The sequence below is a fragment of the Rhizobium sp. Rhizsp82 genome, assembly GCF_047325115.1.
In the GTDB taxonomy this organism is placed as follows: domain Bacteria; phylum Pseudomonadota; class Alphaproteobacteria; order Rhizobiales; family Rhizobiaceae; genus Rhizobium.
Genome location: NZ_CP168570.1, coordinates 417501 through 435765, shown reverse-complemented (window position 1 = coordinate 435765; position 18265 = coordinate 417501). Strand labels below are relative to the sequence as shown.

Genomic DNA, 18265 nt, shown 5'->3' with positions numbered 1-18265 from the left:
ATCGGGGTCATTGCATTTCGCTTTGAAAGAGTGCTTGCTGTGCCGGAGGCCGTCTACGGCTTTTCATTGCCAGGACAATTCATGAATTCCGTTTCGAGACCAACTTCCCAGATGCCGTCCTTCGACGTCTGGAATGCTGCTCTCGCGCAGGCTGCGAACGCCATCGGCTCGCGGGCCTTTCCGGATGCGCTTGCCGCAGCGCTCAGGCTGCTGGCGCCGTTCCAGATGATGAACGGCTTCATCTATTCGCCTGATGGCCATGCCTTCGATCTCTATAACGAGAAGATCGTCGCCGAGAGATCGCTGATCGTCGACCGGTATCTGGCGGGTGCCTTCGTGCTCGATCCTTTCTATGACGCGATCCGTGCCGATGGCGGCGCGCGGATGATCGTGATGCGCGAGATCGCGCCCGATGATTTTGCGCAGACCGAATATTTCCGCCTGCACTACGCGACGACCGAGATCATCGACGAGATCGGTTTCGTTCTGGCGCTCGAGAGCGGCTATATCGCCGTGCTGTCTTTGTCGCGCACTGGCAACGCGGCGCTGTTTTCCGAAGAGGACATGCAGCGGCTGCGTTCGGCCGCATTGCTCGTCTGCGCGCTTGGAAGCCGTCACTGGTTCCATGTGTCCGGCCTGTCGCTGGAGATCAAGAATGCCGCTCCAGCCGCACGGATCGAACATCCGCTGTTGACCAAGCGTGAACTCGAGATCGTGACGCTGATCCTCAAGGGACATTCCAACCTCTCGCTTGCCGCCGTTCTCGAGCTTTCGCCCAACACCGTGAAGGTGCACCGCCGGCAGATCTACTCGAAACTCAACATTTCCAGCCAGGCCGAGCTCTTCCGCCTGTTCCTGGCTTAGCCCGGCCGTTTCCGGCCGGGCCGCTTTTCGAAGCTTACTCTGCGAAGTCCATTTCGGGAGGCGCGGACTGGAAGAAGCGGGTCAGGTAGGCCAGATAGCCGACACCGATGACCAGCCAGATCAGGCCGAGAACCTTGGCATGCTCGTCGAGATTCCAGAGCAGGAAGAGATCGCAGACCGCGGCGAGCGCCGGGATGACGAGACCGATCAGCGCGCCGAGCGGCTTCACCTGCTGGTCACCCTTCACATAGAGAGCGATGACCGAGATGTTGACCGCGGTGAAGGCGAGGAATGCGCCGAAGTTGATGAAGGAGGTCGAGGTCGTCACGTCCATGGTCAGCGCCAGCAGGCCGACGATGCCGACGAGCACGAGGTTGATGACAGGCGTATGCCACTTCGGATGCAGGCTGCCGAAGATCGACGACGGCAGAACGCTGTCGCGGCCCATGGCGAAGAGCAGGCGGCCGACGCTGGCCTGGGCGGCGAGACCCGAGGTGAACTGCGCGACGACGAGCGTTGCAAGGAAGATGGTGACGAAGAGGTCGCCGCCGATGGTCTTGGCGATTTCGCTGGCAGCGGCATCGACCGAGACGAAGTCCATGCCGGGATGGGCAAGCTGGGTGACATAGGCCGCGACGACGAAGATCAGGCCGCCGGCAAGGGCGGTGATCAGGATGGCGCGGGGCATGGTGCGCTTGGCATCCTTGGTTTCCTCGGTCAGCGTCGAGACGGCGTCGAAGCCGAGGAACGAGTAGGCGGCGATTGCCGCACCGGCGATCGATGCCGAGAAGGGCACGTCAGCCTTGAAGAACGGCGTTGCCGAAACGAGGCCGCCCGGGCCGCTGGCAGCCATAACATAGCGGGCTGCGAGGAAGACGAAGGCGATCAGGACGGCGAGCTGCACCAGCATCAGGATGAAGTTGACGCGGTTTGCGAAGGCGATGCCGACGACGTTGACCAGCGTGGTCAGCAGGATGAAGCCGATGATCCAGACATAGGCCGGGATGGCCGGGAAGGCGGAGGTCAGGTAGGCCGCGCCGATCAGCCAGATGACCATCGGCAGGAAGAAATAGTCGAGCAGGACTGCCCAGCCGACGAGGAAACCGATGCTCGGGCTCAGCGAGCGGCGGGCATAAGTGTAGGCGGAACCGGCGACCGGATAGACGCGGGCCATGACGCCGTAGCTGATGGCGGTGAGCAGGATCGCGGCAGCCGCTACGAGATAGGCCATGGCCGTCGTGCCCTGGCTTGCGGCGGCAAGTGCGCCGAACGTGCCGAAGACGATCATCGGCGTCATATAGGCCAGACCAAAAAGCACAACGGACCAGAGGCCCAATGTGCGGTCGAGTTTTACTGTGTCATTCATGTTCTGCCTCCGCGAAGAGTTGTTGATTGATCTTCCCGGGAGCTGCGCAGGGCAATTCTTTTAGCTGTTCCGCGCAGGTCACCGCCCGCATTTTTTATTTATGAAGAAAAGATGAACGAGCGGGCGGAGATCGAACATAACCCCAAGGTGTTATGGGGAGCGGCTGCCGGAGACGTCAACAGCCGCCGGGAAAAGCCTCTGCCGCCGATTGCGGAAAACTTTGCTAAACCGTACCGCCAAACGCCAATTGGCGACCTTGCCACCCCCATGCAAAGCCGCTAAGAGACGCCGCAACTTGAGCCCTTGGGCGCCAAGGCTTTAGAAGCGTTCCAGAACTCCCAATTCGAGCGCTCCGGCCTTTGGTCCGACCGGCTCCTGATGCCGGGTCTGGCAATCGTCTCTCCCGGTGGTTTGTCAATGGCGCATGATCGGCCGGAGAAATCCGCTCGCGGCCCCCGGCGCTGGCTGTGGTAGAGGCTTATGGCACGCATCGTTATGAAATTCGGCGGAACTTCCGTCGCCGATCTGGACCGCATCAAGAACGTTGCCCGCCATGTGAAACGTGAAGTGGACGCGGGCCACGAAGTCGCGGTCGTCGTTTCGGCGATGTCGGGCAAGACCAACGAGCTCGTCGGCTGGGTACAGAACATGCCGAAGGTCGTGGGCGCCAACTCTCCGTTTTACGATGCGCGCGAATATGACGCCGTCGTTGCCTCGGGCGAACAGGTCACGGCCGGTCTGCTGGCGATCGCGCTGCAGGCGATGGATATCAATGCGCGCTCCTGGCAGGGCTGGCAGATCGCCATTCGCACGGACAACGCCCATGGCGCCGCCCGCATCCAGGAAATCGACGGTGCCGATATCGTCAAGCGCATGGGCGAAGGCCAGGTTGCCGTCATCGCCGGTTTCCAGGGCATCGGCCCGGACAATCGCATCGCGACGCTCGGCCGCGGCGGTTCCGATACGTCGGCCGTTGCCGTTGCTGCGGCGCTGAAGGCTGACCGCTGCGACATCTATACCGATGTCGACGGCGTCTACACGACCGACCCGCGCATCGTGCCGCAGGCGCGCCGCCTGAAGAAGATCGCCTTCGAAGAAATGCTCGAAATGGCATCGCTCGGCGCCAAGGTTCTGCAGGTCCGCTCGGTGGAACTTGCCATGGTGCACAAGGTTCGTACCTTCGTGCGCTCCTCTTTCGAAGATCCCGATGCTCCGGGCATGGGTGACTTCTTAAATCCGCCCGGAACGCTGATTTGTGACGAGGATGAAATCGTGGAACAGGAAGTAGTCACCGGCATCGCCTATGCCAAGGATGAAGCTCAGATCTCGCTTCGCCGTCTTGCCGACCGGCCGGGCGTTTCCGCCGCGATCTTCGGACCGCTGGCCGAGAACCACATCAATGTCGACATGATCGTCCAGAACATCTCTGAAGACGGTTCGAAGACCGACATGACGTTCACGGTTCCGTCGGGCGATGTCGACAAGGCGATCAAGGTCCTGTCCGACAACAAGCCGGCGATCGGCTACGATGTCGTGCAGCACGAATCGGGCCTGGTGAAAGTATCGGTTATCGGCATCGGCATGCGTTCGCACGCTGGCGTTGCAGCTACGGCCTTCCGCGCGCTCGCGGAAAAGGGTATCAACATCAAGGCGATCACCACGTCGGAGATCAAGATTTCGATCCTCATCGACGGCCCGTATGCGGAACTCGCTGTCAGAACTTTGCATTCCTGCTACGGTCTCGATAAGAATTGATTCCCAGCGGGCGGGCCGCCCCTTCGACATGAAGAGATGCGGCCGGTTTGCTGGCCGCATTAGGCATTTGTTTCGGGGAGCTTGAGACGCAATGAGAGACCTGTCCGGCGGTCCGCGCGTACTGCTCAAGCGGTTGCGCGAGTTGATGGCGGAGCCGCTGGAGCCGCAGGAGCGACTCGACCGGATCGTACGCCAGATTGCCAGCAACATGGTGGCGGAGGTCTGCTCCGTTTACGTGCTGCGCGCCGACGGCGTCCTCGAGCTTTACGCAACCGAAGGTCTGAACAAGGAAGCCGTCCACCTTTCGCAATTGAAGATGGGACAGGGTCTCGTCGGTACGATTGCCGCTTCCGCGCAGCCGCTCAATCTTTCCGATGCGCAATCGCATCCGGCCTTCCGCTATCTGCCGGAAACCGGCGAAGAGATCTATCACTCCTTCCTCGGCGTGCCGATCCTGCGCACGGGCCGTTCGCTCGGCGTTCTCGTCGTCCAGAACAAGGCGAGCCGCAACTATCGCGATGAAGAGCTCGAAGCGCTCGAAACGACGGCGATGGTGCTCGCCGAGATGATCGCCACCGGCGAACTCAAGAAGATCACCAAGCCCGGCCTCGAGCTCGACCTGACGCGCTCGGTCACGATCGACGGCGACACCTATAATGAAGGTATCGGTCTCGGTTACGTCGTGCTGCACGAGCCGCGCATCGTCGTCACCAACCTGCTGAACGAGGATTCCGAAAAGGAAATCCGCCGCCTTGCCGAAGCCATGGGTTCGCTGCGGCTGTCGATCGACGACATGCTGTCGCGCCGTGACGTGTCGATGGAAGGCGAGCATCGCGAGGTTCTCGAAACCTACCGCATGTTCGCCCATGATCAGGGCTGGGTGCGCAAGCTGGAAGAGGCGATCCGCAACGGCCTGACGGCGGAAGCCGCGGTCGAGAAGGTTCAGTCGGACACGAAAGCGCGAATGATGCGCCTCACCGACCCGTATCTGCGCGAGCGGATGCATGATTTCGAAGATCTGGCAAACCGCCTGCTGCGGCAGCTGACCGGCTATACCGGCCGCACTACCGCTGATGGCTTCCCGAACGATGCGATCATCTTTGCGCGCGCCATGGGCGCTGCCGAGTTGCTCGATTATCCGCGCGCCAATGTTCGCGGTCTCGTGCTTGAGGAAGGCGCGGTCACCAGCCACGTCGTTATCGTCGCGCGTGCCATGGGCATTCCCGTTATCGGTCAGGTTGCCGGTGTCGTGGCGCTTGCCGAAAATGGTGATGCGGCGATCGTCGATGGCGATGAGGCGCATGTGCACCTGCGGCCGATGCAGGATTTGCAGCGCTCCTACGAGGAGAAGGTCCGCTTCCGCGCCCGCCGTCAGGAGCAGTTCCGCGCGCTTCGCGCCGTCGAGCCGCTGACCAAGGATGGCAAGCGGATTGCGCTGCAGATGAATGCCGGCCTGCTGGTCGACCTGCCGCAGCTCGCCGAATCCGGTGCTGAAGGCATTGGTCTGTTCCGCACAGAGCTGCAGTTCATGATCGCCTCGACCATGCCGAAGGCGGAAGAGCAGGAAGCCTTTTACCGCAACGTGCTGAAGCAGGCGGCAGGACGCCCCGTGACCTTCCGCACGCTCGATATCGGCGGTGACAAGGTCGTTCCCTATTTCCGCGGGCATGAGGAAGAAAATCCGGCGCTCGGATGGCGCGCGATCCGCCTGTCACTCGACCGGCCGGGTCTCTTGCGCACGCAACTGCGCGCCATGCTGAAGGCCGCCGCCGGCACCGAGCTGAAGATCATGGTGCCGATGGTGACCGAGGTCTCGGAGCTGAAGGCGGTCCGCGAACTGCTGCAGAAGGAAGTGCAGCACCTTTCGCGCTTCGGCCATGGCCTGCCGCGCAAGCTGCAGTTCGGCGCGATGCTCGAGGTTCCGGCGCTGCTCTGGCAGCTGGATGAGCTGATGGAGGCTGCCGATTTCGTTTCGGTCGGTTCCAACGATCTGTTCCAGTTCGCGATGGCTGTCGACCGCGGCAATGCGCGCGTGTCCGACCGTTTCGATACGCTGGGCCGTCCGTTCCTGCGCATCCTGCGCGATATCACGCGCGCCGGCGAGCGCAACAATACGACCGTGACGCTCTGCGGCGAACTCGCCGGCAAGCCGATCTCGGCAATGGCTTTGATGGGGATCGGGTTCCGCTCGGTATCGATGTCGCCGGCCTCTATCGGTCCGGTAAAGGCGATGCTGCTCGGGCTCGACGTGACGGCGCTCGCCAAGGTCATGGACGAGGCGCTTGACGATACGCATGGCACGGAATCGATGCGCGACATTCTTGTCCGCTTCGCCAGCAGCCACAATATTCCGCTTTAGACAACGATAAGAAGAATTGGAGTGAAGGGTGGCGAAGCTTCCCCTTGAAAAGATGCGCGAGCTGGAACGCCGCTTCGGCGAGATCGAAGCGCGCATGTCCGCCGGTCCCGCGGCCGACGTCTATGTGAAGCTCGCCTCCGAATATTCCGAACTGCAGCCTGTGGTCGGCAAGATCCGCGCCTATCAGAAGGCCGTGGCCGAGTTTGCCGATCTGGAAGCGATGCTGGAAGACAAGTCCGTCGATCGCGAGATGCGCGATCTCGCCGAGCTTGAATATCCTGACGTTAAGGAGCGCATCGAGGGGCTGGAGCAGGAAATCCAGATCCTGCTCTTGCCGAAGGATGCGGCGGATGAGAAGAGCGCCATCCTGGAAATCCGCGCCGGAACCGGTGGGTCGGAAGCAGCGCTTTTTGCCGGCGACCTGTTCCGGATGTACGAGCGCTTTGCGGCTGCCAACGGCTGGAAGGTCGAGGTTCTCTCGTCGAGCGAGGGTGAAGCCGGCGGCTTCAAGGAAATCATCGCGACGATCACCGGCCGCGGCGTGTTCGCCAAGCTGAAGTTCGAATCCGGTGTACACCGCGTGCAGCGCGTGCCTGAGACGGAAGCGGGCGGGCGCATTCACACGTCGGCGGCGACCGTTGCGGTTCTGCCGGAAGCCGAAGAGATCGATATCGAAATCCGGCCGGAAGATATCCGCATCGATACGATGCGCTCGTCGGGTGCCGGCGGCCAGCACGTCAACACGACCGACTCCGCGGTGCGCATCACTCACCTGCCGACCGGCATCGTCGTCACCAGCTCCGAAAAATCGCAGCACCAGAACCGCGCCAAGGCCATGCAGGTGCTGCGTTCGCGACTTTACGATGCAGAGCGCCAGCGGGCCGACAGCGAGCGGTCGGCCGACCGCAAGAGCCAGGTCGGGTCCGGCGACCGCTCGGAGCGCATACGCACCTATAATTTCCCGCAGGGCCGCGTCACCGATCACCGCATCAATCTGACGCTCTACAAGCTCGACCGGATGATGGTCGGCGAAATCGACGAAGTGGTCGATGCGCTGCTGGCCGACTATCAGGCAAGCCAGCTTGCCAGCCTCGGCGAACAGCAATGACGGCAAGCGGGCGAACGGTCTCGGCGATCCTTTCCGGCGCCCGCAGCCGCTTCACGGAAGCCGGGATCGCCGATCCGGCCACCGATGCTCGCCTGCTGATCTCGGGTCTGCTCGGCCTGTCGTCGACGGAGATGCTGACGCGGGCCAATGATGTTCCCGATGCCGAGAAGATCGCCGTGATCGAGGCGGCGATCGAACGCCGCCTGCAGCACGAGCCGGTTCATCGCATTCTTGGCGAGCGTGAATTCTACGGTCTGCCGCTGTCGCTTTCGGCCGAAACGCTGGAGCCGCGACCTGATACGGAAATTCTTGTCGATACGATGCTTCCGTATTTGAGAACCCTTGCAAGTGAGGGCGGCGATCTCCATATCCTGGATATCGGAACGGGAACGGGCGCCATATGTCTGGCACTGTTGAGCGAGCTTCCACAAGCCAAAGGGACCGGTAGCGATATATCGACCGACGCGCTTCAAACGGCTGCGGCCAATGCGAAGCGGAACGGGCTTGAGGAGCGGTTCCGGGCAATACAATCCAGCTGGTTTGACAATATCGATGGACGCTTTCACGCGATCGTCTCAAATCCGCCCTATATTGCCTCCAAGGTCATTCACGATCTCGCTCCCGAAGTGAAGAAATTTGATCCCGCGGCAGCTTTGGATGGCGGCCCGGATGGACTTGACGCCTACAGGGCGATCGCCAAGGATGCGGCAAGGTTCTTGCGGCAGAATGGCATTATCGGACTGGAGATCGGCTTCGATCAATGTGATGACGTCTCGGATGTCTTCGAGAAAGAAGGCTTCAAACGTCTGGAGTCCGTAAAGGACTACGGCCAGAATGACCGGGTGCTCGTGTTCGCACTCAATGTTTGAGCGACAAATTGCAGCATTGGACAGGACGATATTGCTATTGCGAAGAAAAGGCTTGGATTTCCCCAGGAAGCAAGATAGGTTGCGCTCACGCGTTGGGCACTCAGGAATGAACGAAGATTCGTTCGGTACTTGGTCGGCCTCGGGGGTCCACTCTTTTAAACGAGAGTTTCAAAGGTTGAACACGACCCAATGCGTGAATCAGTCAATATGACTTGAGGAACAAGCGGCAGGTCGGCGCGAAGGCGCATCATGCTTGCGGCACGAAGGCCCTGAGCCGGTTTTTCCCGGCCTTGGCGATCGGTGCCTTAACTCCACACGAACAGAGAATTCAGGTGAACGATCTATGAGGCCAGGACAGCAGAACAAGCGCGGTCGAGGGCGTGGCAATAACAACAATGGCGGCGGCGGCGGAAATAACAATAACAACAATTTCAACCGCAAGGGCGGCAACCCGCTGACTCGGACCTACGACAGCTCTGGTCCTGACGTTAAGATCCGCGGTACCGCACAGCATATTGCCGAAAAGTACGCCCAGCTTGCCCGTGATGCTCAGAGCTCCGGCGATCGCGTCATTGCCGAGAATTATCTGCAGCACGCGGAGCACTATAACCGCATCATCGCAAGCGCTCAGGCGCAGATGCAGGAACGCTTCCAGCGTGACGATCGTGGCGACTATCAGGACCAGGGCGCCGAGCGCGATGGCGAGGATATGGACAATGGCGACAACGATGACGTTGTCGTGGTTCAGCCGCCGCGCGAACAGCAGCAGCGTCAGCCTCGCGAGCAGCGCGCCGAACGTGAACAGCGTGTCGAAGCAGAAGCTCCCACCGCTTCCGAAGAAGCCATCGACGGCACCGGCCCTCAGCCGGAGATCGACGGCATTCCGGCCGAAGTTTCGATGGAAGAAGAAGGTGGCCAGACGCGCCAGCCGCGCCGCCGCAATGCCGGCAGCCGCCCGCGCCGTCCGCGTCGCGCAGCCGGTGAGGGCGAAGGCGAAGCCGCTTCCGAGGCTCCGGTTCTGGCAGACGCTGCTTCCGAGTAAGCTGAGCCGAACACAGATATGCGAAAGGCCGCCTTTTGGGCGGCCTTTTTGTTTTGCGGGATTGCCTGGTCTCAGAAGGCGATGGACGCGTTGACGAAGAAGGTTCGCGGCTGGCCGACGAACTTGCCGCCGTTGTTGTCGGTCGAGCGGGTGAAATATTCCTTGTCGAACAGGTTCTTGACGCCGAAGGCGAATTTCGGGGCATTCTTCTTGTCCTGCGGTTCGTAGGCGACGCGCAGGTTGACCGTGGCATAGCCGGGAATGTCGCCGAGGCGACCGGTCGGATCCTCGTCGGTCACGTAGGTTGCGCCATCGGCGGCGTTGCCCGGCGAATGCTGCTTCGATTGCGCGAAGACATCGGCATTGATCGCCCAGTCGTTATACTGATAGCGGGCGCCGACCGAGCCGAAATGCCGGGAATAGAAGGGCAGATCGCGGCCTTCGAAGGCGCCGGCCTCATAGGTCGCTTCGGTATAAGTGTAGGTCGCCGACAGCGACAGGCCGTCGAGTGCGGGCGAGAGATCGCTCAGGTCATAGCGGCCGGCGGCTTCAACACCGCGATGGCGGGTGGCGCCGAGATCGGTCCAGATGCCTTCGCCGACGATGGTGCGGCCGAGATAGAGTTCCTTGTCGAAATCGATGTTGAAGAGCGTGAGTTCGCCGCTCCAATTGTCGCCCTCGTAATGCGTGCCGATTTCGTAAGTGGTTGCCTTCTCCGGGTGCAGGCCATCGGTCGTCGAGGCCAGCTGGCTGTATTGCTGGGGGCCGAATGAGACGCCGACATTGGCGAAGACGCTCCAGGAATCGTTGATCTGGTAGGCCGCGGACAGGGTCGGCAGGGCCTCATGGGCATCGATCGACGGCGAGGAGGTGCTCGTGACAACGCCGCCGGTCAGGTTGGCGATATCGTTATGGGTGCTGATAATTTCGTAGCGGACGCCGGGCGTGATCGTCCAATCGCCGATCTCGATCTTGTCGTCGATGTAGAAGGCATGCGCCGTCGTCCCGCCGTCGCTGGTCTGATAGGTGTTCATCGCCAGCGAGTTGGGATCGATGCCGGCCGCGCGATTGTAGAAAGCGGTTCTCGCAGCGACTTCGGAGCTCTCCTCCCAGAGATAGCGATAGCCGATCGTCACTTCCTGGGTGATGCCGCCGAGCTCGATAAGGCGGGAATAGCGGGGCTCGATGCCGAAGTAGCTGTATTCGCGCGGCGCCGAAGTCAGGCGATAGAGGCCGGCGCTGGCGCCGGTGCCCTGCTGCTCGACATGGCTGCCGCGGAACGAGTCGACATAGTAGGTCAGCAGTTCGAAATTGTTTTCGCCATCGTCATGCTGGTAGCGCAGCGAGATGTCGTCGCGGCGGCCGCTGAAATCGTCGTAGCGGCGGGTCGATTGGAACGGGTCCTCGGCATATTCGGCCGCCGTCAAGCCGCCCGGCATTTTGCCTTCGCCTTCGTAGTGATGGTACTGCGCGCTGATCTTGTCGGTATCGGTCAGTTCGTAGCTACCCTTCAAGATGATGTCGTCGATATCGGTGCGGTCGTTGCTTTCGCGGTAGCCCTCGCCGTGGATGCCGGAATAGAGGAGCGCGGCGCCGAAGCCGTCGTCATTGGTGCCGCCGATCAGGAAGTTGGGCGTTGCCTTGACGTTGCCGGTGCCGCTCGCGATGTCGGCGCCCGAAGAAAAGCGCGCGGTGAATTCGTCCGGGATGGGATGGGTCACGAAATTGATGATGCCGCCGACATTCTGCGGGCCGTAGCGTACTGAGCCCGCGCCGCGCACGACATCGATCGTCTCGACATTGCCGAGCGTCAGCGGGAAGAGCGACAGCTGCGGCTGGCCATACGGTGCGTAGGAGAGCGGGATGCCGTCCATCAACACGGTCGAGCGTGGGGAGAGGCGGGAGGTGAGGCCGCGAACGCCGAGATTGAGCGACACATCGCTGCCGCCTGTGCCATTGCTCTCCTGAACCTGGACGCCGGGGACGAGGTTCAGGGCATCGCGCACGTCAGTGGCGCCGCGCTCTTCCATCTGCTTGCGATCGACGATGGTTCTGGCGCCGGGGTGTTTCAGAACCTTCTCCTCGTTCGGCTCGTCCAGCCAGTTTCCGGTGATCTTGATGGCTTCGAGCGTGGTGGTATCGCCGGAATTTGCGGCATCCTGAGCAAGCGTCGAGGTCGCGGAAGCGAGCAGCGCGAAGGTGGCTGCGAGATATCGTCTGTTGAGCATGGGGGTCCTGCGGGTAGGTAAGATCAGGCAATGAGCCATCATCCGGAAAAGAAGCGCGGCTTCTTCCGTTGTCTGGCGGCATCAGGTTTTGGTGATGGAAGCGCGGGGATCAACTCGAGTTGGGAGGTCGCGGCATGACGCCAAAAGCCGTCCGGCCGGAGCGGTCTCCTCGATCATCCAAGAGATGCGTCATGCGGTCTGTCCCCAACGCCGGAAATCCATAGCCGGACGCCGGTGTTGGGCTCACTACAATATTGTAGTGAGCGTTTCAATAAATATAACTCAAATAGTCATGTTTATTTTGATGGCCACCTGAGGCCGATCATTTCGGGCTGAGGACCTTACTCCGCAGGCCGGCAAGGCGTCGTTTCGTGGCGACTGCGCGCGGCTGGTTCTTCACCGCCACGCCATAGGCGAGCAGGTCGCCGATGACGATCGCGCCAAGGCTCCAGCTTGCCAGTTTCGATGGCGAGCCGACGCAGGTGAGCAGCGCATCCACCTTGTTGCGATAGAGCTCGCCGAGCTGCACGCCGCAAACGAGGACGAGCTTGCAACCGAGTTCGGCCATCTGGCTCGTGATCAGCGAGAATTCCGCGGTTTCGTGGACGGCGTTGAAGAGAATGACGGCATCGTCCTTGCGGAGATCTAGAAGCTCGTTGGCGAGCGTGAAACCGGAAGCGCCGGAACAGCGGGTTCTCAGACCCGTCCGGCTGAGCGCAATCGAGCAGTGCCTGGCCTCGACCTCGGCCGTTCCCATCCCAAGGCACCAGACGGTGTCGGCACTTTCCAGCAGCGAAACTGCGGCGGCAAAGGCTTCCTCGTCGAGCTGCTCCTCGGTCGAGCTCAGCACCTCGCGGGCGGTGGCAAACATCTGATGCGCGACTTTCGGCAGATCGCTGCCGGTGCCGCGGAAGCGCTGCTCCAGCCGGTCGCTGGTCGGGATGGTGCGCGCCATCGTGCGGCTGCAGATACGCTTCAGCTCCGGCAGGCCGCTGAAGCCGAGGCGACGGGCGGTACGGATGACGGTTGCGTCGCTGGTTCCCGCGTCGGCGGCGATCTCTTCGGCACTCTTGAAGATCAGGACATCGATCGGCAGGCCGACGAGATACTCGGCGACCGCAAGCTCCGAGCGGCTGAGCTCGGTCCTGTGCTGGTCGAAATGCTGCTTGAGTACCGACGAGGCCCGGTCGCTTGTTTCCATCTTCTCCAACCCGCTGTGATCACAAATGCGCGAATAGCCGAATTTGCCGTTGATAGATACGGAAATTCACCAACTTACGCATGCATGCTCTGGTGAGGTTCGCCGTACTGATAGTGCCGAGCTTGCACTCGCAGACGGCAGTTCATACCTTATATCAAGCATGATACGCCGCTCCCCAAGACGCGTATCGTGCGCCTCTTTTCCAGAACCGTCAGGGTCAAGAGATGAATACCGATCAGATTTTACGGTCGATCGTGGCCGTCCGTTCCTCCATTCCGGAGGATGCTTTTACCGCTTCGACACTCGGCACCGTCCGGGAAGGAAGCGGCGTGGTCATTCGCGAAAACGGCCTCGTGCTGACCATCGGCTACCTGATTACCGAGGCCGAAGAGGTCTGGCTCACCCGGCAGGATGGCCATGTGGTTGCCGGTCATGCGCTCGCCTATGACCAGGAGACCGGTTTCGGCCTCGTCCAGGCGCTCGGCGCGCTCGATGTTCCAGCCCTTCCGCTCGGCAATTCGGCTGATGCGCAGGTCGGCGATCCCGTTATCGTCGCCGATGGCATCGGCCAGTTCGTCCGCGCCAATATCGTCGCCAAGCAGGAATTCGCCGGTTATTGGGAATATCTGCTCGACGAAGCGATCTTCACGGTGCCCGCACACCCCTCTTGGGGCGGGGCGGCGATGGTCGATGCCGAAGGCAAGCTGCTTGGCATCGGGTCGCTGCGGCTGCAAATGGCCAAGGATGGCGAGGTCGCCGATATCAACATGATCGTCCCGATCGACCTGTTGCGGCCGATCCTCGACGATCTGCTCAATCGCGGCCAGATCAACAAGCCCGCCCGCCCATGGCTCGGTGCCTTCTCGGCAGAGAGCAACGGCGAGGTGATCGTCATGAGCGTCGCGCCTGATGGTCCGGCAGCGAAAGCCGGTCTGCGCCAGGGTGACGTGATTTCCGAGATCCGCGACGGCGAGGTCGAAGGGCTTGCGGACTTCTACCGCAAGGTCTGGGAAAGCGGATCTGCCGGCGCCGAAATCCCGATGCGGGTGCTGCGGGACGGGCGCGAGGCATGGCTTCGCATCAAGTCTGCAGACCGCAACAGCTTCCTCAAGAAGCCGCAGCTTCAATAGGCAAAACGGGCGCTGCAAACGCGGCGCCCGCGCCGGCGCCAAACTGCCGCTTTTCGCAGCAATCCCCCTTTAAACTCTCCCGATATCCCACCATATTCGGTTCGATTGCTTCGCCGGAATCCCAAAGCGGTGAAGCCGGGCTTGCCTTTTCAGGGAGCTCAATCTCAATCATCGGTCTGCGCCTCTTGCAGGGCAGGGCGATCCATGGAGGTACAGTATGAATATCGAGAAATATTCCGAGCGCGTACGCGGTTTCGTCCAGTCCGCTCAGACTTACGCCCTGGCCCAGGGCCATCAGCAATTCACGCCCGAGCATGTGCTGAAAGTGCTGCTCGACGACGATCAGGGCATGGCTGCCTCGCTGATCGAGCGTGCCGGCGGCGACGCCAAGGCCGCCCGTCTGGCCAATGACGCTGCGCTTGCGAAGCTTCCCAAGATTTCCGGCGGCAACGGCAACATCTATCTCGCTGCACCGCTTGCGAAGGTCTTTTCGACCGCCGAGGAAGCCGCCAAGAAGGCCGGCGACAGCTTCGTGACCGTCGAGCGCCTGCTGCAGGCACTGGCGATCGAATCTTCGGCATCGACGGCGATCACGCTGAAGAACGCCGGCGTTTCGGCCCAGAGCCTCAACCAGGTGATCAACGAGATCCGCAAGGGCCGCACGGCCGATTCCGCCAACGCGGAGCAGGGCTTCGACTCCCTGAAAAAATACGCGCGCGATCTCACAGCTGAGGCGCGTGAGGGCAAGCTCGACCCGGTGATCGGCCGCGACGACGAAATTCGCCGCACGATCCAGGTCCTGTCGCGCCGCACCAAGAACAATCCGGTCCTGATCGGTGAACCCGGCGTCGGCAAGACGGCGATCGTCGAAGGCTTGGCGCTGCGCATCGTCAATGGCGACGTGCCCGAAAGCCTCAAGGACAAGAAACTGATGGCGCTCGACATGGGCGCGCTGATTGCCGGTGCGAAGTTCCGTGGTGAATTCGAGGAGCGCCTTAAGGCGGTGCTGAACGAAGTTCAGTCCGAGAATGGCGAGATCATCCTGTTCATCGACGAAATGCATACGCTTGTCGGTGCCGGCAAGGCCGATGGCGCCATGGATGCGTCGAACCTCCTGAAGCCGGCGCTTGCCCGCGGCGAGCTGCACTGCGTTGGTGCCACCACGCTCGACGAGTACCGCAAGCATGTCGAGAAGGATCCGGCTCTTGCCCGCCGCTTCCAGCCCGTCGTTGTCGATGAGCCGACGGTCGAGGATACGATCTCGATCCTGCGCGGCCTGAAGGAAAAATACGAGCAGCATCACAAGGTCCGCATCTCGGATTCGTCCCTGGTTGCAGCTGCGACCCTGTCGAACCGCTACATCACCGACCGTTTTCTGCCTGACAAGGCCATCGACCTGATGGACGAGGCGGCAGCCCGCCTGCGCATGCAGGTGGATTCCAAGCCGGAAGAGCTCGACGAACTCGATCGCCGCATCATGCAGCTGAAGATCGAGCGCGAGGCGCTGAAGAAGGAAACCGATGTTGCATCGGCAGACCGTCTGAAGCGGCTGGAGACCGAGGTAACCGATCTGGAGGAGCAGGCCGATGCGCTGACCGCGCGCTGGCAGGCGGAAAAGCAGAAGCTCGGCCTCGCCGCCGACCTGAAGAAGCAGCTCGATGATGCCCGCAACGAACTGGCGATTGCCCAGCGTAAGGGGGAATTCCAGCGCGCCGGCGAATTGACCTATGGGGTCATCCCCGAGCTCGAGAAGCAGCTTGCCGATGCTGAAAAGCAGGATGGCGATCGCAGTGCGATGGTGCAGGAGGTCGTGACCCCCGACAATATCGCTCACGTCGTCTCGCGCTGGACCGGCATTCCCGTCGACAAGATGCTTGAAGGCGAACGCGACAAGCTGCTCAGGATGGAAGACGAACTGGCGAAGTCGGTCATCGGTCAGGGTGATGCGGTTCAGGCCGTATCGCGTGCCGTCCGCCGCGCCCGCGCCGGCCTGCAGGATCCGAACCGGCCGATCGGCTCGTTCATCTTCCTCGGCCCGACCGGCGTCGGCAAGACGGAGCTGACCAAGGCGCTTGCCCGCTTCCTCTTCGACGACGAGACGGCAATGGTGCGCATGGACATGTCCGAGTACATGGAGAAGCATTCCGTGGCCCGCCTGATCGGCGCGCCTCCCGGCTATGTCGGCTATGATGAAGGTGGTGCGCTGACGGAGGCCGTCCGCCGCCGGCCCTATCAGGTCGTGCTGTTCGATGAGATCGAGAAGGCGCATCCCGATGTCTTCAACATCTTGCTGCAGGTTCTCGACGACGGACGCCTGACCGATGGTCAGGGCCGCACCGTCGATTTCCGCAACACGATGATCATCATGACGTCGAATCTCGGTGCTGACTATCTGACCCAGCTCTCCGAGGGTGAAGACAGCGAAAATGTTCGCGAACAGGTGATGGATGTCGTCAAGGCGCATTTCCGTCCGGAGTTCCTGAACCGTGTCGACGAAATCATCCTGTTCCACCGCCTGAAGCGTGAGGAAATGGGCGCGATCGTCGATATCCAGCTGAAGCGGCTGGTGGCGCTGCTGTCCGAGCGCAAGATCGTCATCGATCTCGACGAGGATGCCCGCAACTGGCTAGCCAACAAGGGCTATGATCCTGTCTATGGCGCGCGTCCGCTGAAGCGGGTGGTCCAGAAATACGTTCAGGATCCGCTGGCCGAACAGATCCTGTCCGGCGAAGTGCCGGATGGTTCGCTGGTCAAGGTGACGAACGGCTCCGACCGGCTGCTGTTCCGCACCCGGCAGAATGTCAGCGAAGCGGCATAAGCGCCGGATCAGAACGGAATTGAAGCATGCCGTCCCGCTGGAAAGCCGGGGCGGCATTTTTCATTGCCCGCTGGCAATGGCGTTTCCGGAAGGTTCAAGCGGTTTCGCCGGCTGCCGGAAGGCTGCGAAGGCTTGCCGCTTCCATCAGGGAGCGGGCAATGGCGTTGCGCAGCAGAAATGCGTTGGATTTGGTTCTCTTCTTGTCGAGGGCCTGTGCCGCGTCCATCAGAAGAAATCCTTCTTTCGAAAGGATTTCATGCGCCTTGCACAAAGCCCACTTTTCGAATGCATCGCTCGATTCCATGTCGCCCGCCAAATCATTTAGCTAAACCGATGCCGAATCACTTTCGAATATTTTACTTCAAATAGATTCTACTTGAATCGAAATTTTCAGGGATGAATTCTACTCGTCTCAGAGAGCATTGCCGCCGCCTGGAGTAGTAAAGGCTACTTGCTGGCAACCTGATCGACAGGCTGGTTGTTCAGCAGCGTGTCGATGCGCTTGCGCTCGTCCTGGAATTTGGCGAGCGCATCGCCGTCCAGCGATTTTCCGCCCGGCAGGCGGATGCGCAGCGGATCGACCTTGGTGCCGTTGACGATCATTTCGTAATGCAGGTGCGGACCGGTCGATTCACCTGTGGTGCCGACCCAGCCGATCACCTGGCCCTGGCGGACCTTGGCGCCGGGAACGACACCCTTGGCGATGGCGCTCTGGTGATTGTAGGAGGATTCATAGCCATTGGCATGGCGCACGATCGTCTGGTTGCCGTAGCCGCCGGAATCCCAGCCGGCCTTTTCGACGACGCCGTTACCCGTCGCGATGATCGGCGTGCCGCGCGGGGCGGCCCAGTCGACGCCGGTATGCATGCGGGCAAAGCCGAGGATCGGGTGACGGCGCATGCCGAAGCCGGATTTGAAGATGCCGTTCGGAACCGGGTTGCGCAGCAGGAACTGGCGGATGCTCTTGCCGTCCTGGTCGAAGTAGTCGACGCTGCCGTCATCGGCCTGGAAGCGGTAAAAGCGGATCGCCGTGTCGCCGAAGCGGGCGTTGACATAGAGCAGTTCGGAATCGTCGGTGGCCTTGCCGGTCGAGTCGGCGACAGAGAAGAAGGCTTCGAGGAAGTCCGTGGATTTCAGCTGCGCCTGGAAGTCGACATTGGCGGCCAGCAGCTTGATGATCAGCGCCGTCATGTCCTTGGTCATGCCGTAGGACAGCGCGGCGCGATAGATGCCGTCATAGACGCGCGGCAGGTTCTGTCCGGAGGGCACCGACAGGGAGTCGTCGCTGAAGGCGGTGGCGACGGCGTCCAGCATCGGCGGTTCGCTGGCAACGACGAAGCGGCCCTTGTCATCGAGCGCGATCGTCACGAGATGCCGCGTGCCGCGATAGACGCTGGCGCGGATCAGTTTTGCCTGTTCGCCCTTCTGGATGATGCCGATGCGCAGCACGTCGCCCGTCGACAGATCCTCGCTGCCGAGCGGTTGCGACAGATAACCGGAAAGCATCTTCGCCTGCGGGTCGGGA

Annotated in this window: 15 protein-coding genes (1 of these 15 running past the window's edge); 10 read left to right on the top strand and 5 right to left on the bottom strand. The window is 61.4% G+C overall.

What is annotated here, in order from left to right; all coding sequences use genetic code 11:
• Nucleotides 1-81: 81 nt before the first annotated feature.
• Nucleotides 82-864: a LuxR C-terminal-related transcriptional regulator gene (locus ACEN84_RS06795; protein WP_413710372.1), complete on the top strand. Its 783-nt coding sequence runs from the start codon at nucleotides 82-84 to the stop codon at nucleotides 862-864.
• 34 nt (nucleotides 865-898) lie between these two features.
• Here ACEN84_RS06795 and ACEN84_RS06790 read toward each other — a convergent pair whose 3' ends face one another.
• Nucleotides 899-2230, bottom strand: a complete 1332-nt coding sequence (locus ACEN84_RS06790) for an APC family permease (RefSeq protein ID WP_112720255.1) — start codon at nucleotides 2228-2230, stop codon at nucleotides 899-901.
• Between the two features lie 111 nt (nucleotides 2231-2341).
• Here ACEN84_RS06790 and ACEN84_RS06785 point away from each other — a divergent pair, with 111 nt between their 5' ends.
• The 6 genes from ACEN84_RS06785 (at nucleotide 2342) to ACEN84_RS06760 (ending at nucleotide 9363) form a co-directional block, all read left to right on the top strand.
• A complete protein-coding gene (locus ACEN84_RS06785) occupies nucleotides 2342-2512 on the top strand; it encodes a hypothetical protein (protein WP_162708790.1) in 171 nt (56 codons plus the stop codon).
• A gap of 198 nt (nucleotides 2513-2710) precedes the next feature.
• Nucleotides 2711-3985 (top strand): aspartate kinase, encoded by a 1275-nt coding sequence (locus tag ACEN84_RS06780; RefSeq protein WP_112386085.1) that lies wholly within the window; start codon nucleotides 2711-2713, stop codon nucleotides 3983-3985.
• Between the two features lie 91 nt (nucleotides 3986-4076).
• Entirely contained in the window at nucleotides 4077-6344 is a 2268-nt protein-coding gene (gene ptsP, locus ACEN84_RS06775) for a phosphoenolpyruvate--protein phosphotransferase (RefSeq protein WP_112720256.1), read from the top strand.
• A gap of 28 nt (nucleotides 6345-6372) precedes the next feature.
• Nucleotides 6373-7452, top strand: coding sequence for a peptide chain release factor 1 (prfA, locus tag ACEN84_RS06770; protein WP_112720257.1), 1080 nt, complete (start codon nucleotides 6373-6375; stop codon nucleotides 7450-7452).
• Nucleotides 7449-8321 (top strand): peptide chain release factor N(5)-glutamine methyltransferase, encoded by an 873-nt coding sequence (prmC, locus tag ACEN84_RS06765; protein ID WP_413710371.1) that lies wholly within the window; start codon nucleotides 7449-7451, stop codon nucleotides 8319-8321. Before prfA ends, prmC begins: the two co-directional genes overlap by 4 nt.
• 343 nt (nucleotides 8322-8664) lie before the next feature.
• Nucleotides 8665-9363, top strand: a complete 699-nt coding sequence (locus ACEN84_RS06760) for a DUF4167 domain-containing protein (RefSeq protein WP_413710370.1) — start codon at nucleotides 8665-8667, stop codon at nucleotides 9361-9363.
• A gap of 71 nt (nucleotides 9364-9434) precedes the next feature.
• Here ACEN84_RS06760 and ACEN84_RS06755 read toward each other — a convergent pair whose 3' ends face one another.
• Nucleotides 9435-11591 (bottom strand): TonB-dependent receptor family protein, encoded by a 2157-nt coding sequence (locus ACEN84_RS06755; RefSeq protein WP_413710369.1) that lies wholly within the window; start codon nucleotides 11589-11591, stop codon nucleotides 9435-9437.
• A gap of 322 nt (nucleotides 11592-11913) precedes the next feature.
• Nucleotides 11914-12792 carry a MurR/RpiR family transcriptional regulator gene (locus tag ACEN84_RS06750; RefSeq protein WP_413710368.1) on the bottom strand — a complete coding sequence of 293 codons (879 nt, stop codon included), beginning with the start codon at nucleotides 12790-12792 and terminating at the stop codon, nucleotides 11914-11916.
• A gap of 224 nt (nucleotides 12793-13016) precedes the next feature.
• Between ACEN84_RS06750 and ACEN84_RS06745 the strand changes: the two genes are divergently transcribed.
• Nucleotides 13017-13922: a S1C family serine protease gene (locus ACEN84_RS06745; RefSeq protein ID WP_130284166.1), complete on the top strand. Its 906-nt coding sequence runs from the start codon at nucleotides 13017-13019 to the stop codon at nucleotides 13920-13922.
• Here ACEN84_RS06745 and ACEN84_RS06740 read toward each other — a convergent pair.
• The gene (locus ACEN84_RS06740) at nucleotides 13900-14094 is read right to left on the bottom strand and encodes a hypothetical protein (RefSeq protein ID WP_413710367.1); all 195 of its coding nucleotides are present in this window, start codon (nucleotides 14092-14094) and stop codon (nucleotides 13900-13902) included. The genes ACEN84_RS06745 and ACEN84_RS06740 overlap by 23 nt on opposite strands.
• Nucleotides 14095-14139: 45 nt before the next feature.
• Between ACEN84_RS06740 and clpB the strand changes: the two genes are divergently transcribed.
• A complete protein-coding gene (clpB, locus tag ACEN84_RS06735) occupies nucleotides 14140-16740 on the top strand; it encodes an ATP-dependent chaperone ClpB (protein ID WP_413710366.1) in 2601 nt (866 codons plus the stop codon).
• Nucleotides 16741-16759: 19 nt separating this feature from the next.
• Nucleotides 16760-17065: a hypothetical protein gene (locus tag ACEN84_RS06730; RefSeq protein WP_413710365.1), complete on the top strand. Its 306-nt coding sequence runs from the start codon at nucleotides 16760-16762 to the stop codon at nucleotides 17063-17065.
• 122 nt (nucleotides 17066-17187) lie between these two features.
• On the opposite strand, the gene ACEN84_RS06725 is transcribed toward ACEN84_RS06730, so the two are convergent.
• Nucleotides 17188-18265: the 3' portion of a M23 family metallopeptidase gene (locus ACEN84_RS06725; protein WP_413710364.1), read on the bottom strand. 860 nt of this gene lie beyond the right edge of the window; the window shows 1078 of its 1938 coding nt (coding positions 861-1938); its start codon lies beyond the right edge, outside the window — the gene reads right to left on this strand; its stop codon occupies nucleotides 17188-17190.